The organism is Nonomuraea sp. NPDC059007 (genome assembly GCF_042740555.1).
Taxonomy (GTDB): Bacteria; Actinomycetota; Actinomycetes; order Streptosporangiales; family Streptosporangiaceae; genus Nonomuraea.
The window spans coordinates 112,219-124,278 of sequence record NZ_JBHYJD010000016.1 but is presented as its reverse complement, the minus strand read 5'-3'; the positions used below and the strand labels follow the sequence as shown (position 1 = coordinate 124,278).

Annotated in this window: 13 protein-coding genes; 6 read left to right on the top strand and 7 right to left on the bottom strand. The window is 72.3% G+C overall.

Annotated features, from left to right (window positions below; genetic code table 11):
• Nucleotides 1-6 precede the first annotated feature (6 nt).
• Nucleotides 7-537 (bottom strand): uridine kinase, encoded by a 531-nt coding sequence (locus ACFWY5_RS26505; RefSeq protein ID WP_379635025.1) that lies wholly within the window; start codon nt 535-537, stop codon nt 7-9.
• A gap of 76 nt (nt 538-613) precedes the next feature.
• On the opposite strand from ACFWY5_RS26505, the gene ACFWY5_RS26500 reads away from it, so the two are divergent.
• Genes ACFWY5_RS26500 through ACFWY5_RS26480 form a run of 5 tightly spaced genes read left to right on the top strand, consistent with a single transcriptional unit; the run spans nt 614 to nt 6,394 of the window.
• A complete protein-coding gene (locus tag ACFWY5_RS26500; protein WP_379635023.1) occupies nt 614-1,771 on the top strand; it encodes a CaiB/BaiF CoA transferase family protein in 1,158 nt (385 codons plus the stop codon).
• Entirely contained in the window at nt 1,768-3,255 is a 1,488-nt protein-coding gene (locus ACFWY5_RS26495) for a carboxyl transferase domain-containing protein (RefSeq protein WP_379613585.1), read from the top strand. Before ACFWY5_RS26500 ends, ACFWY5_RS26495 begins: the two co-directional genes overlap by 4 nt.
• A 60-nt stretch (nt 3,256-3,315) precedes the next feature.
• Nucleotides 3,316-3,942, top strand: coding sequence for a TetR/AcrR family transcriptional regulator (locus ACFWY5_RS26490; RefSeq protein ID WP_379635021.1), 627 nt, complete (start codon nt 3,316-3,318; stop codon nt 3,940-3,942).
• On the top strand, nt 3,939-4,829 hold the full coding sequence (locus ACFWY5_RS26485; RefSeq protein ID WP_379613581.1) for an ATP-binding cassette domain-containing protein: 891 nt from the start codon (nt 3,939-3,941) through the stop codon (nt 4,827-4,829). The genes ACFWY5_RS26490 and ACFWY5_RS26485 overlap by 4 nt, the downstream gene beginning before the upstream one ends.
• Nucleotides 4,826-6,394: an ABC transporter permease gene (locus tag ACFWY5_RS26480; protein ID WP_379635019.1), complete on the top strand. Its 1,569-nt coding sequence runs from the start codon at nt 4,826-4,828 to the stop codon at nt 6,392-6,394. Before ACFWY5_RS26485 ends, ACFWY5_RS26480 begins: the two co-directional genes overlap by 4 nt.
• Here ACFWY5_RS26480 and ACFWY5_RS26475 read toward each other — a convergent pair.
• Nucleotides 6,387-8,363 (bottom strand): hypothetical protein, encoded by a 1,977-nt coding sequence (locus ACFWY5_RS26475; protein WP_379635017.1) that lies wholly within the window; start codon nt 8,361-8,363, stop codon nt 6,387-6,389. The genes ACFWY5_RS26480 and ACFWY5_RS26475 overlap by 8 nt on opposite strands.
• Nucleotides 8,360-8,872: an RNA polymerase sigma factor gene (locus ACFWY5_RS26470; protein WP_379613575.1), complete on the bottom strand. Its 513-nt coding sequence runs from the start codon at nt 8,870-8,872 to the stop codon at nt 8,360-8,362. Before ACFWY5_RS26470 ends, ACFWY5_RS26475 begins: the two co-directional genes overlap by 4 nt.
• Before the next feature lie 257 nt (nt 8,873-9,129).
• On the opposite strand from ACFWY5_RS26470, the gene ACFWY5_RS26465 reads away from it, so the two are divergent.
• A complete protein-coding gene (locus ACFWY5_RS26465) occupies nt 9,130-9,510 on the top strand; it encodes a winged helix-turn-helix transcriptional regulator (protein WP_379635015.1) in 381 nt (126 codons plus the stop codon).
• A gap of 3 nt (nt 9,511-9,513) precedes the next feature.
• Here the strand turns inward: ACFWY5_RS26465 and ACFWY5_RS26460 are convergent, their stop codons facing one another.
• The 4 genes from ACFWY5_RS26460 to ACFWY5_RS26445 form a co-directional block, all read right to left on the bottom strand.
• Nucleotides 9,514-9,900 carry a hypothetical protein gene (locus tag ACFWY5_RS26460; RefSeq protein ID WP_379613571.1) on the bottom strand — a complete coding sequence of 129 codons (387 nt, stop codon included), beginning with the start codon at nt 9,898-9,900 and terminating at the stop codon, nt 9,514-9,516.
• Nucleotides 9,901-9,967: 67 nt separating this feature from the next.
• A complete protein-coding gene (locus ACFWY5_RS26455) occupies nt 9,968-10,414 on the bottom strand; it encodes a hypothetical protein (protein WP_312896416.1) in 447 nt (148 codons plus the stop codon).
• Nucleotides 10,415-10,423: 9 nt separating this feature from the next.
• Nucleotides 10,424-11,215 (bottom strand): carbon-nitrogen hydrolase family protein, encoded by a 792-nt coding sequence (locus ACFWY5_RS26450; RefSeq protein ID WP_379613568.1) that lies wholly within the window; start codon nt 11,213-11,215, stop codon nt 10,424-10,426.
• Nucleotides 11,175-12,032 (bottom strand): DUF418 domain-containing protein, encoded by an 858-nt coding sequence (locus ACFWY5_RS26445; RefSeq protein ID WP_379635013.1) that lies wholly within the window; start codon nt 12,030-12,032, stop codon nt 11,175-11,177. Before ACFWY5_RS26445 ends, ACFWY5_RS26450 begins: the two co-directional genes overlap by 41 nt.
• Between the last annotated feature and the right edge of the window lie 28 nt (nt 12,033-12,060).

Below are 12,060 nucleotides of genomic sequence, written 5' to 3'. Positions count from 1 at the left end.
TTACAGTCAGGTGGAAATGACGAGGTCGGCTCGGGATCGGGTGGCGTCGCCGGCGAACCAGCGGTCCTCCGCGGCGAACCACGCCTGCCACTCCGCCTCCAGGCCGGCGCCGTCCCTGGCCCGCACGCGGTCCCAGCGGGTCGCGCGCTCGGCCTCCAGCCAGACCCGGAAGGCCAGGAGGTGGTCGGCGTCGCGGCGGGCCGTACCCACGCCCTCGATCACCAGGACCGGAGCGGGCGGGACGTCGAGCCACGTCGTGTAGCGTGCGCGGTGCCAGTCGTAGCGGCGGAAACGACCGGGGCGGCCCGCCGACAGCGGGTCGAGGACCTGCTCGCGCAACGCCGCGAACCAGGCGCCCGGGCCCTCCGACCACGGCACGGGGAAGTCGTCGCTGTGGATCACCTGGCAGTCGAGCGCCTTGCCCAGCCGTCCCGCGAACGTGGTCTTGCCCGCTCCGGCGGGCCCGTCGACGGCCACGAGGCGGACCGGGCCGCACGACGGCGGGAGGTCGCTGATGCGCTGGGCGAGGGTTTGCACGCTGTCGAGGGTAGGGGGCGACAGAAAGGACCTGGCAAGCTGAGAATATTGACTTTCCCCGGGATGGAGGTTGATCTTGCTCGGACCCCTAGGCGACATCGTCGTGCTCGATCTGTCCAGGGCCCTCGCGGGTCCGCACGCCGCCCAGATGCTCGGTGACCTGGGCGCCAAGGTGATCAAGGTGGAGCACCCTGACGGGGGTGACGAGTCGCGGGGCTGGGGACCGCCGTTCGTCGGGCCGGAGCATGACATCTCCACGTACTTCCTGGCGGCCAACCGCAACAAGCTGTCGGTCGCCGTCGACCTCAAGAGCGCCGGCGGCAAGGCGCTGATCGAACGCCTGGTCCGGCAGAGCGACGTGCTCATCGAGAACTTCCGCACCGGGGTGCTCGACCGGCTCGGGCTCGCCGTGGAACGGCTGCGCGAGCTCAACCCGAGGCTGGTGGTCCTGTCCATCACGGGGTTCGGGCACGACGGCCCGGAGGGCGGGCGGCCGGGCTACGACCAGATCGCGCAGGGCGAGGCGGGGCTGATGTCGCTGACGGGTCCCAGCGCCGAGGAGCCCTACCGCGTGGGGGCCTCGATCGCCGACCTGCTCGCGGGCATCCACGGCGCGTACGGCGTGGCCGCCGCCCTGTACGAGCGCGAGCGCACCGGCGAGGGCCGGATCGTACGGACCTCCCTGCTGGCCGCGGTGACCGGCGTGCACTCCTACCACGGCACCGCCTGGACGGTCGGCGGCCAGGTTCCGCGGGCCAACGGCAACCACCACGTCTCCATCGCCCCGTACGGAGCCTTCCACTGCGCCGGCGGCATGCTTCAGATCGCCGTCGCGAATGAGAACCAATGGCGAAAAGTCGCCACCCTCCTCGGCATAGACCCAGATATCGCGAAATATCGCACCAACCGCGACCGCTTCCGCCACCGCGAGGACCTCATCCAGGACATGGAGAAAGCCCTGGCCGCCCACGACCGCGCCCACTGGCTGGCCGCGCTCGGCGAGCTGGGCGTCCCGGCCGGCGCCATCCGCTCCCTCGACGAGGTCTACGCCTGGGACCAGACCCGCTCCCAGGGCCTGCTCGTCACCGTGGAGCACCCGGTCCTGGGCCGCATCGAGCTGCCCGGCCCGCCGCTGCGTTTCGACGGCCTGCCGCCGGCCGAGCACACCGCCCCGCCCGAGCTGGGCCAGGACGGCGACGCGGTCCTGGCCTGGCTGGAAGAGCGGGAGCGATGATCGACAGCCGTCCCGACGCGCACGCCCTGATCCGCGCGGTCCTGGACGAGGGCTCCTGGCGTTCCTGGGACGCGCCGCCGGTCGACCCGGTGCGCCCCGACTCCTCCTACGCCGACGAACTGGCCGCCGCCCGCGTCAAGTCCGGCTACGACGAGTCGGTCGTAACCGGCGAAGGGCTGCTCGACGGCCGGCGCGTGGCGGTGGTGGCCAGCGAGTTCTCCTTCCTGGCCGGTTCGATCGGGGTGGCCGCGGCCGAGCGGATCGCCGTGGCGGTGGAGCGGGCGACCGCCGAGAGACTGCCCCTGCTGGCCGCGCCCGCCTCCGGCGGCACCAGGATGCAGGAGGGCGCGCTGGCGTTCGTGCAGATGGTGAAGGTCACCGCCGCGGTGCAGGCGCATCGGGCGGCGGGCCTGCCGTACCTGGTGTATCTGCGGCATCCCACGACGGGCGGGGTGTTCGCGTCGTGGGGCTCGCTCGGTCACGTGACCGCCGCCGAGCCGGGGGCGCTGATCGGCTTTCTCGGGCCGAGGGTGTTCGAGTCGCTGCACGGCTACCCGTTCCCCGAGGGCGTGCAGGTGGCCGAGAACCTCTACCGCCACGGCCTGGTCGACGCGGTGGTCTCGGCCGAGGCTGCGCGGACGATCGCGGCGCGCGCGCTGAGCGTGCTGTGCGCGCGGGTGGAGGAGCTCGACCCGGGCCGGCCGCCCGAGGAGGACCTGCGGCCGGTGGAGGCGTGGGAGGCCATCACCCGTTCCCGGCGCGACGACCGGCCGGGCGTGCGCACGCTGCTCAAGCTGGCCGCCACCGACGTCACCCCGCTCAACGGCAGCGGCGAGGGCGAGAACGAGCCCGGCCTGCTCCTGGCGCTGGCCAGGTTCGGGGCGGCGCCGGCGGTCGTGCTCGGCCAGGACCGGCGCCGCCAGCGGGTCGGCGCGCCGCTGGGCCCGGCGGGGCTGCGGGTGGCCAGGCGCGGCATGCGGCTGGCCGCCGAGCTGGGGCTGCCGCTGGTCACGGTGATCGACACGGCGGGCGCGGCGCTGTCGAAGGCGGCCGAGGAGGGCGGTCTGGCCGCGGAGATCGCGCGCTGCCTGGCCGACATGGTCTCGCTGGAGGCGCCGACGGTCTGCCTGCTGATGGGGGAGGGGGCGGGCGGCGCCGCGCTGGCGCTGCTGCCGGCCGACCGCGTGCTGGCCGCCCAGCACGCCTGGCTGTCGCCGCTGCCGCCGGAGGGCTCCTCGGCGATCCTCTACCGCAGCGTCGACTTCGCCCCGGAGATCGCCCAGGCCCAGGGGGTACGCGCGACGGACCTGCGCAGGAACGGCATCGTCGACCGGGTGGTGCCGGAGCTGCCCGACGCCGCCTACGAGCCGAGGGCGTTCGCCGAGCGGGTGGGCAGGGCGCTGGAGTACGAGATCGCCACGGTGCTCCGGTTGAGCCCGCAGGAGCGTAAGGAGGCCAGGAGATCGCGCTATCGCGCGCTTTGACGCGAAAAATATGACTGAACACTTGTATGGTCGCCAATACATGCGTATAGCATGCTGGACATGCGACCAGTTTCTGATGAGGATCTGACGGCACGCGCCCGTATCCGGGACGTCGCCATGGCGCTGTTCGCCGACAAGGGCGTCAGAGCCACCACGATCCGCGGCATCGCCGAAGCGGCCGGGGTCTCGCCCGGCCTGGTCCAGCACCACTTCGGCTCCAAGGACCAGCTGCGCGAAGCCTGCGACGAGTACGTCCTGTCCTACATGCGCGCCCAGGCGAAGGCCGGAGTCACCGACCACAACCTGGAAGATCCTGACTTCATCGAGAGCGTCCACCGCACCGCTCCGCCCCTCATGCATTACCTCGGCCGGGCCCTCGTGGACGGCTCGCCCGGCGCGGCGGCCATGTTCGACCAGCTCGTCAGCGTCACCGAGGAACACCTGTCCAAGCTCGACGAGCACGACGTCGACCACCGCGCCCGCGCGACCGTGCTGACCGCCATGAAGCTCGGCATCACCGTGCTGCACGAGCACGTCACCCGCGCGCTCGGCACGCCCATGTTCTCCCCCGGCGGGGCCCTGCGCGTGGGCAAGGCCCAGCTCGACCTGATCAGACCGGAATTCCTGGGCCGCGAGCTGTTCGAGCAGGCGCGGACGGGCTTGGAGAAGTTCGAGGAACGCCAATGAGCACCGCTGTACGCACCAAGGGCCTGGTCAAGACGTTCGGCCAGGCCAGAGCCCTGGACGGCCTCAACCTCAGCGTCAAGACGGGAGAGGTGCACGGCTTCCTCGGCCCCAACGGCGCGGGGAAGACCACCACCATCCGCGTCCTGCTCGGCCAGATGCGCTCCGACGGCGGCGAGGTCGAGCTGCTCGGCGGCGACCCCTGGCGGGACGCGACCGAGCTGCACCGCCGCCTCGCCTACGTGCCCGGCGACGTCACCCTGTGGCCCTCGCTGAGCGGCGGCGAGGTCATCGACCTGCTCGGCCGGGTACGCGGCGGCCTCGACCCGCGCCGCAGGGCCGAACTGCTCGACCGGTTCGAGCTCGACCCGCGCAAACGCTGCCGCACCTACTCCAAGGGCAACCGGCAGAAGGTCGCGCTCGTGGCCGCCTTCGCCTCCGACGTCGAGCTGCTGATCCTGGACGAGCCCACCTCCGGCCTGGACCCGCTGATGGAGGCGGTCTTCAACGACTGCGTCCAGGAGGAGAAGGACCGCGGCCGCACCGTTCTGCTGTCCAGCCACATCCTGTCGGAGGTGGAGACGCTGTGCGACCGCGTGTCCATCATCCGCGCCGGCCGTACCGTCGAGTCGGGCAGCCTCGCCGACCTGCGCCACCTCACCCGCACGTCGGTCACGGCCGAGCTCATCGGCCCGGCCGACGGCCTCGCGCGGCTGCCCGGCGTGCACGAGCTCACCGTGGACGGCGACCGGCTGCGCTGCCAGGTCGACGGCGCGGCGCTCACCCCGGTCCTGACCGAGCTGGCCAGGGCGGGCGTACGCTCGCTGACCAGCCAGCCGCCGACGCTGGAAGAGCTGTTCCTGCGCCACTACGAGGGATCGGCGCGATGACCGGCCTCGGCGCGCTGATCCGGCTCATCCTGCGCCGCGACCGCGTCCTGCTGCCCGTCTGGATCCTCATCAGCGCGGTGCTCCCGGCCACCATCGCCGCCAGCACCGCCCGCCTCTACGCCGACCAGGCCGCCCGCGACGCCTTCACCCACGCCTCGATGAACAGCCCCGCCCAGCTGGCCACCCGCGGCGTCATCTACGACGCGAGCGTCGGCGGCCTGACCGCCTGGACGCTCGGCTCCTCCGGCGCGCTGATCGGCGGCCTGATCAGCATCCTGCTCGTCATCCGCCACACCCGCGTCGAGGAGGAGACGGGCCGGCGCGAGCTGCTGTCCTCCGGCGTCGTCGGCCGCCACGCGCCCCTGGCCGCCGCCCTCGTCGTGGTGCTGGCGGCCAACCTGCTGCTGGGCCTGCTCAGCGTGCCCGGCCTGGTCGCCAACGGCCTGCCCGCCGGCTCGTCGCTGCTCTTCGGTCTCTCCAGCGCCGCCGCGGGCTGGTGCCTCGCGGCCGTGGCCGCCGTCGCCGCGCAGCTCACCGCCGGATCCGGTACGGCCCGCGGCATCGCGATCGCCACCAGCGGCGTCTTCTTCGGCATCCGCTCGCTGGCCGACTCCGGCGGCATCGGCTGGCTCGCCTGGCTGTCGCCGTTCGGCTGGGTCCGCCTGACCCGGCCCTACGGCGGAGACCACTGGTGGGCGCTGGCCGTGGCGGTGGTGTTCGTCGCGGTGGCGGGGGCGGCGGCGTTCGCGCTGTCGGCCCGGCGCGACCTGGCCGGCGGCCTGCTGCCCACCCGCGCGGGACCGGCCGAGGGCGCGCTGGGCGGCGCGTTCGCGCTGGCCGGACGCCTGCACCGGGGCACCCTGATCGGGTTCACGGTCGGCTTCGCGGCGATCGGCGGCCTGATCGGCTTCTCGGCGCGCGGCCTGGACACCCAGCTGGACACGCAGACGCTCCGGCAGCTCGCCGAGACCATCGGCGGGCCAGGCGCCGGCGTCGCCGACGTGTTCTTCACGTTCATCCTCTATGTCATGAGCCAGCTCGTCGCCGGGGCCGCGCTGGTCTCGGCGCTGCGCGCCCGCGCGGAGGAGGCGGCCGGGCGGGCCGACCTGCTGCTCTCGACGCCGGTCGGCCGCCTGCACTGGGCGCTCGGCCACCTCTTCTACGCGGTCGTCGGACCGGCGCTGCTGCTGGCGGTGCTCGGCGGCGTGGCCGGGCTCGCCTACGACGGCGGCCCGCTGCGCGTCGCGGGCGCCACGCTCGCCTACCTGCCCGCGGTCTGGACCGTGGTCGGGGTGGCGGTCCTGCTGTTCGGGGTGCTGCCGCGGCTGGCCGCCGCGGTCAGCTGGAGCGTGCTGGGCCTGATCCTGGCCGTCGACCTGGTGGCGGAGTTCAAGCTGGCCGACGGGTTCGTGCTGGAGCTGTCGCCGTTCGTGCACGTGCCCGCGCTGCTGCTGGGCCGGGGCGCGCCGGCCGCGGCGCTGCTCGGGCTGACCGCGGTGGCGGCGGCGCTGGCCGCGGCGGGGCTGGTGGTGCTGCGCCGCCGCGACCTGGCGCCCTCTAGCTGAGTCCCGCCCTGTCCCATCTCCACAACACCTTCCCGGCGGCGTCGTAGCCGGTGAAGGAGAGGTCCGGCCAGTGCAGGCCCTTCCTGGCCACCCCGTCGGGGACCGGTGCGGCGAACATCGCCACGCCGTGTCCCCACGGGTCGGGGACGGTCTCGGCGGCGACCTTGCCGCTCTTGGACACGCCCTCGACCCGGGCGGTGCCGGGAAGGGCGAAGCCGTACCAGGTGTCCTTGTGCTGGCCCCACTGCACGGGCTGCTCGCGGCCGACGATCGCGCGCAGATTCGTCCCGGGCAGGCGCTCGAAGGAGCCGGGCAGCATCTTGCCGTCCTTCCAGAAGTGCAGGCACATCGGAGCCTGCAGGTGGGCCGACACGCCGCCGGGCAGGGCCTGGCCGGTGCCCTCCCGCGCGGGGGTCTGCGAGCAGCCGTGGTCCCACACGTCGACGCGGTCGAGCTCGCGGCCCTTCTCCCGGTGGGAGAACGCGGCGATCTTGACGTTCGCCGGGTAGCGGACCGCCCACACCGCCGCCGGTCCGCCCTTGGCCTTCAGGATCTGGGCGGGAATGCGGGTGCCGTCGACGGTGACCGCCGTGACCGCCTCGGTCGCGGGGGACAGGACGCCGTAGGCCAGCTCGGCGCCCGGCTCCGGCAGGTAGGTGCCGAGGGTGGCCCTGGAGGAGAAGTGGCGGTCGAGCTGGGTCGTGGAGCAGCCGCCGGACTTGCCTCCGTCCGGCCGGACGCCGCCGGAGGCGCACAGCATCGTCCCTTCGGTGTTCTTCGAGAACCACAGCTCGACCGGGCCGAAGGAGAAGTCCTCCGTGTCCGGCACGACGATCTTGTCGCTGATCCGCTCGCCGAAGAAGCCGGCCTCCTCCTTCTCCGGCGGCGGGTCATTGCGCCAGATCTCCTCACCCCGCGCGTCGTAGGCGACCACCGTGTGCCCGCGATCCTCGTCCCGGGCGTCGGCCGTCAGCGCGAACAGGCCCAGGTTCAGGCCCCACGGGTCGGGCCGCGGGGTCAGCGTCAGCTCGCGGCCCTCCCGCGTCCACACGATGCGCGCGACGTCGGGGCGGGCCGCGCCGAACACCACGCCGTCCTCGGCCTGCAGGCGGACCGGCCACGGCCGGTCCGCGCCGCCGCCCTTCCACAGGTAGGCGTTCTTGAGCGGTATCGCGCCCACTTCCTTGCCGGCGCGCGTCCAGATCACCTCCAGGTCGGTCGCGCCGGGCTGGGTGTCGTTCGGAACCTGGTAGGGCCGTAGCGACAGCCCACCCGCCATCGCGTACGGCAGGCCGGCCGGCTTGGCCTTGCGCGAGCGGCCCGCCAGCATCGACCGGGGCATCTCCCCGAGCACCCGCTGCGCCGCGTCCAGGAACTCCACCTTGGTGACCTGCTCGGCGGCGGCGAAGCTCACGCTCCAGATCGCCATCGGCGCCCCCGGCACCCGGTGCACCGTCCCCGCGATCTGCCGCCCATCTCCCGTCACCGCCCTGACTCCGGCACTCTCCGGCTGGGCCAGGCCGTAGTCGAGGACCGTGGCGGCGTCCTTCCCGGAGGCCGAGCCCTCATAGGTGCCCGCTCCCATGGCGTGGACGGCGCCGCAGGAGCCGACCGGCTCCCGCCCGCTCCCGGACAGCGCGCAGAACTGCGGATTGCCGAGCTTGCCCCTGGCGAACCACAACTTCAGGCCGCCGAGCTCCACCGGTTCCCCCACCGGTGTCAGCCCTGCCATCAGCTGCCGCTGAAGCGTGCCGGGATCGGCCGCCGAGTTCCTGCCCAGGCCCCCGTTGAGCAGGACAGGAACGAACAGCGCGATCACCGCGACCGGGATCGCCGCGAGCAGCCAGCGGCCCCTTCGCGGTGGCAGCGGGGTGCGGGCGCGCACGCTCAGCCAGGCGTTCTGGCCGGCCTCGTAGGTCTGGGCGCGAGCGTCCAGCGCGGCCTTCAGCCGCTCCTCCAGGGGGGTCACGCGTCCTCCTCGAGCGCCCGGCCGAGCGCGGCCAGGCCCCTGCTCGCATGCGTCTTCACCGAACCGGGCGAGAGGCCCATGGCCGCGGCGATCTCACGTTCGGAAAGGTCCAGCCAGTAGCGCAGCACCAGCGCCTCCCGCTGGCGGCGGGGGAGCCGGTCGAGCGCCTCCAGCAGTTCCCGGTGCTCCTCGGCGAGGATGACCGACTGCTCGCTGCTGCGCGCCGGCTCCGGCGGCTCGGGGCGGCGCAGCCGTGTCAGGCGCAGGTGACGCAGGCGGTTGCGGGTGAGGTTGCAGACGATCGCGCGCAGGTAGGCCACGGCCGCGCCGTCGTCGCGCAGTTGCCCGGTGTGCAGGCGGGCGAACGCCTCCTGGGCGATGTCCTCGGGGTCGTCGGCGCCCAGCAGTCCGGCCAGCCGTACCAGGGGCTGGTAGTGGACGGCGAACAGTTCGGCGAACGACGGCGGCGCCTCCCGCACCGGCGCGACCGAGGTCGTTTGTCGGTTCACGCCCCTATAGACCCACGGATACCGCATCGGTTGACAAGGAATTAGGAAATGTCATCACCTAATCGGTGAATGTGGACCTGCCTGCCGCCCGTCGCCACGGCGACGTCGTGGTAGATCGGGACCCGGACGTGCCCGCCGGGGTTGATGAGCGAAACAGCCACGAGACCTCCTCCTTCGCTCTCTTGCGGTTACTCGGGAACCATAGGAGAGTGTTGGCTGACGTGGAAGAACGCACCTTTCGGAGACTGGGGAACCTGATGGTGACCAAGCAGTTCAGCGGAACGGCCGACGAAGCGGACCTCAGGCGCGCGGACTCCCTGGCGCGGGAGATCTTCTCCGACGTCGCCAACAAGTGGGCGCTGCTGATCATCGAGGCCCTCGGTGAGCGCACCCTGCGCTTCAGCGAGCTGCGCGACGAGGTCGAGGGCATCAGCCACAAGATGCTCACCCAGAACCTGCGCATGCTGGAGCGCAACGGCCTGGCCGAGCGGAAGGTGCACCCGACCGTGCCGCCGCGGGTCGAGTACACGCTCACCCAGCCAGGCCTGGCCCTGCGGGCGACGGTCGACCTGATGTGCGGCTGGACCCACCAGTACCTCGGCCACATCGAGACCGCCCGCCGCAGCTTCGACACCTGACCGCTAGGGCACGGGGATACGTTCCACCCTGATCGAGAAGACCTCCTCGCGGGGCACGACGACCTCGTAGGCGCCGTGGTCGACCATCCAGTAGCCCAGGGCCTCGGCCTTCATGCCGCTGTGGCCGGTGTAGGCGATGTGCAGGCCGTCCTCGTCCTCGTCCAGCACGATGCAGGGCTCGCCGCCGAACGCCGCCACCGTGCGCACCAGCACCAGCCACTCGGCGTCGGCCCGCTTGACCGTGCGCCGCCAGTAGCCGGAGGCGGCCTCGAAGCCGGCCAGCTCCTCCTCACTGAACAGCACGACCTCGTCGCTGTCCGGGCCGAGCGCGGCGGGAAAGGTGCGCTCCTCGAAGCGCGCAACGAAACCCGAGGTGATGGGAACGCTCATGCGACCTCCTCCGGAGGCCGCATGGGCGTTGGACGGCTGTGTCCCATTGATCGCTCGCTGCGCTCGCTCATGCCGCGGGCCGCCAGGTCAGCCCGTCGTAGGCGGCGAACGGGCGCTCGGACTCGGGACTCACGTGGACGATCTCGGCACCGGCCGGGATCGGCATCGGCATCGTGTGGAACTGCGGCACCACGTGCTCGCGCGAGGTGGTGAAGCCGTTGCCGGCGAACGGCGGCGTGTCGCTCCAGTCACCGCCCATGTGCGGTCCGTACGGCACGGCGTAGGTGTCGACGTCGCGCGCGTACCAGCGCATCACATACAGCTCGGGCACCTCGGCCGTCAGCTCCGATCCCTCGAACGACAGGTCGAGCCCGTGGAAGAGCTGCCTGGGCGTGCTCAGCCGCGCGCAGTCCTGCACGCGGTAGACATATCCGGAGATGACCGTGCGCTTGCCCGACAGATAGGGCACGAGCAGACGCGGCGGGACCACCTTCTGCATTTGCGTTCTGCTCACGTCACCACTTTACGATCGCATGACCCCGAGCACCCGATGTTCAAGGCACGGAAGAGTCTTCCTCATCGCGGCCGTCGTCTCCAGGTCGGCCTCGACGAGCTGGACTCCTGACGCACTGCCCAGATCCGCCCGGACCACGCCCAGCGGGTCGACGAGCATGCTGCGGCCGACGCCGAAACCGTCACTCGACTCGGCCGGGTTGGGCGCCTGGCCGACGGCGGCGGTCCACATGGTGTTCTCCAGGGCGCGGGCGCGCACCAGCGTGATCCAGTGGTCCTCCTTCAGCGGGCCCGACCCCCAGGCGGCGATCACCGCGAACATCTGCGCGCCCTGGTCCACCAGCGCCCGGGTCAGCTCGGGGAAGCGTACGTCGTAGCAGGTGACGAGCCCGATCCTGATGCCCGCCAGCTCGACCACGGCCGGTTCGGCGCCCGGCTCGACCAGCTCCGACTCCTTGGCGCCGAAGGAGTCGAACAGGTGGATCTTCCGGTACGCGGCCTGGATCTCGCCGCGGGCGTCGAGGGCGACGGCGGTGTTGTACACACGATCACGGCCGGGCTCGAACACGCCGGCGATCACCGCGGTGCCGTGGGCGCGGGCCGCCTCGGCCACGCCGGTCACGAACGGCCCGTCCAGGGGCTCGGCCAGGTCGGTGATGCGCTTGCCGTAGCGGGTGAGCGTCGCCTCCGGGAAGATGGCCAGGTCGGCGCCTTCGGCCTCGGCCAGGGCCTGCCGTACCCGCTGGAGGTTGACGGTGGGATCAGGGGACACCGGGATCTGACAGAGGGCGATTCTCGTCACGCCTCGACTCTAGACCGTTGGGCACCCGGCGGAACCAGGTCAGGCACCGCCAAATCCACTCCAGCGGCCCGTAGCGGTGGCGGGACAGCCACCACCGGCTGAAGACCGCCTGGACGGCCACCGTCGCCCCCGCCACGACCAGCACCCACCAGCCGTCGGTCACCGGTCCGGTCAGGAAGATGACCAGCGTGCCGGAGACGTAGTTGGTCAGCGCCAGCCTGCCCATCGGCTCCAGCACCGCCGACAGCCACGGCCGCAGGACCAGCAGCAGGCCGGTCCCGTAGGCGAGCCCGCCGGTCACGGCGCCCAGCGTGTAGTAGGCGGGGATCTGGCTGGAGTAGTAGAAGACCGTCAGCGCCAGCGAGGCCACCGCGCCGACGGCGAAGAACGGCAGGAGCAGGCGGCGGTCCGGCTTGAGCTGGATCAGCGCCATCCCGGCCAGGAACAGGCCGGGGATGATCAGCGTGCCGCCGCCCTGCCACACGCCCCAGCCGAGCGCCGCCAGCCCGAGCACCAGCACTGGGTAGCCCGGGGCCAGGAACGAGGCGGGCAGCAGCACGGCCGCGCCGAAGGCGGCGTAGTCGGTCAGCACCTCGCCCTCGTAGAAGGTGTGCTGGACCAGCCCGAACAGCAGCAGGAAGAACAACCTTCGCAGCAGCACCAGGCGCGAGCCGCTACGCAGGAACAGCACGAAGCTGATGCCGAACAGCAGCGAGAAGATCGGGTAGAAGCGGCCCTGGAAGGCCGACTCCATGACGGCGTCCAGCGGCTGCTGGGGCGGTTCGTGCGGGGCGTGCTGCCAGGTGTTGACCAGCATGATGCCGCACACCGCGAAGCCGCGGAGC

What these genes read in the sequence shown, in the direction of transcription:
- ACFWY5_RS26495 (WP_379613585.1), top strand. Translation starts at nt 1,768, where the DNA reads ATGATCGACAGCCGTCCCGACGCGCACGCCCTGATCCGCGCGGTCCTG.
- ACFWY5_RS26490 (WP_379635021.1), top strand. Translation starts at nt 3,316, where the DNA reads ATGCGACCAGTTTCTGATGAGGATCTGACGGCACGCGCCCGTATCCGG.
- ACFWY5_RS26485 (WP_379613581.1), top strand. Translation starts at nt 3,939, where the DNA reads ATGAGCACCGCTGTACGCACCAAGGGCCTGGTCAAGACGTTCGGCCAG.
- ACFWY5_RS26480 (WP_379635019.1), top strand. Translation starts at nt 4,826, where the DNA reads ATGACCGGCCTCGGCGCGCTGATCCGGCTCATCCTGCGCCGCGACCGC.
- ACFWY5_RS26465 (WP_379635015.1), top strand. Translation starts at nt 9,130, where the DNA reads ATGGTGACCAAGCAGTTCAGCGGAACGGCCGACGAAGCGGACCTCAGG.
- ACFWY5_RS26460 (WP_379613571.1), bottom strand. Translation starts at nt 9,900, where the DNA reads ATGAGCGTTCCCATCACCTCGGGTTTCGTTGCGCGCTTCGAGGAGCGC.
- ACFWY5_RS26445 (WP_379635013.1), bottom strand. Translation starts at nt 12,032, where the DNA reads ATGCTGGTCAACACCTGGCAGCACGCCCCGCACGAACCGCCCCAGCAG.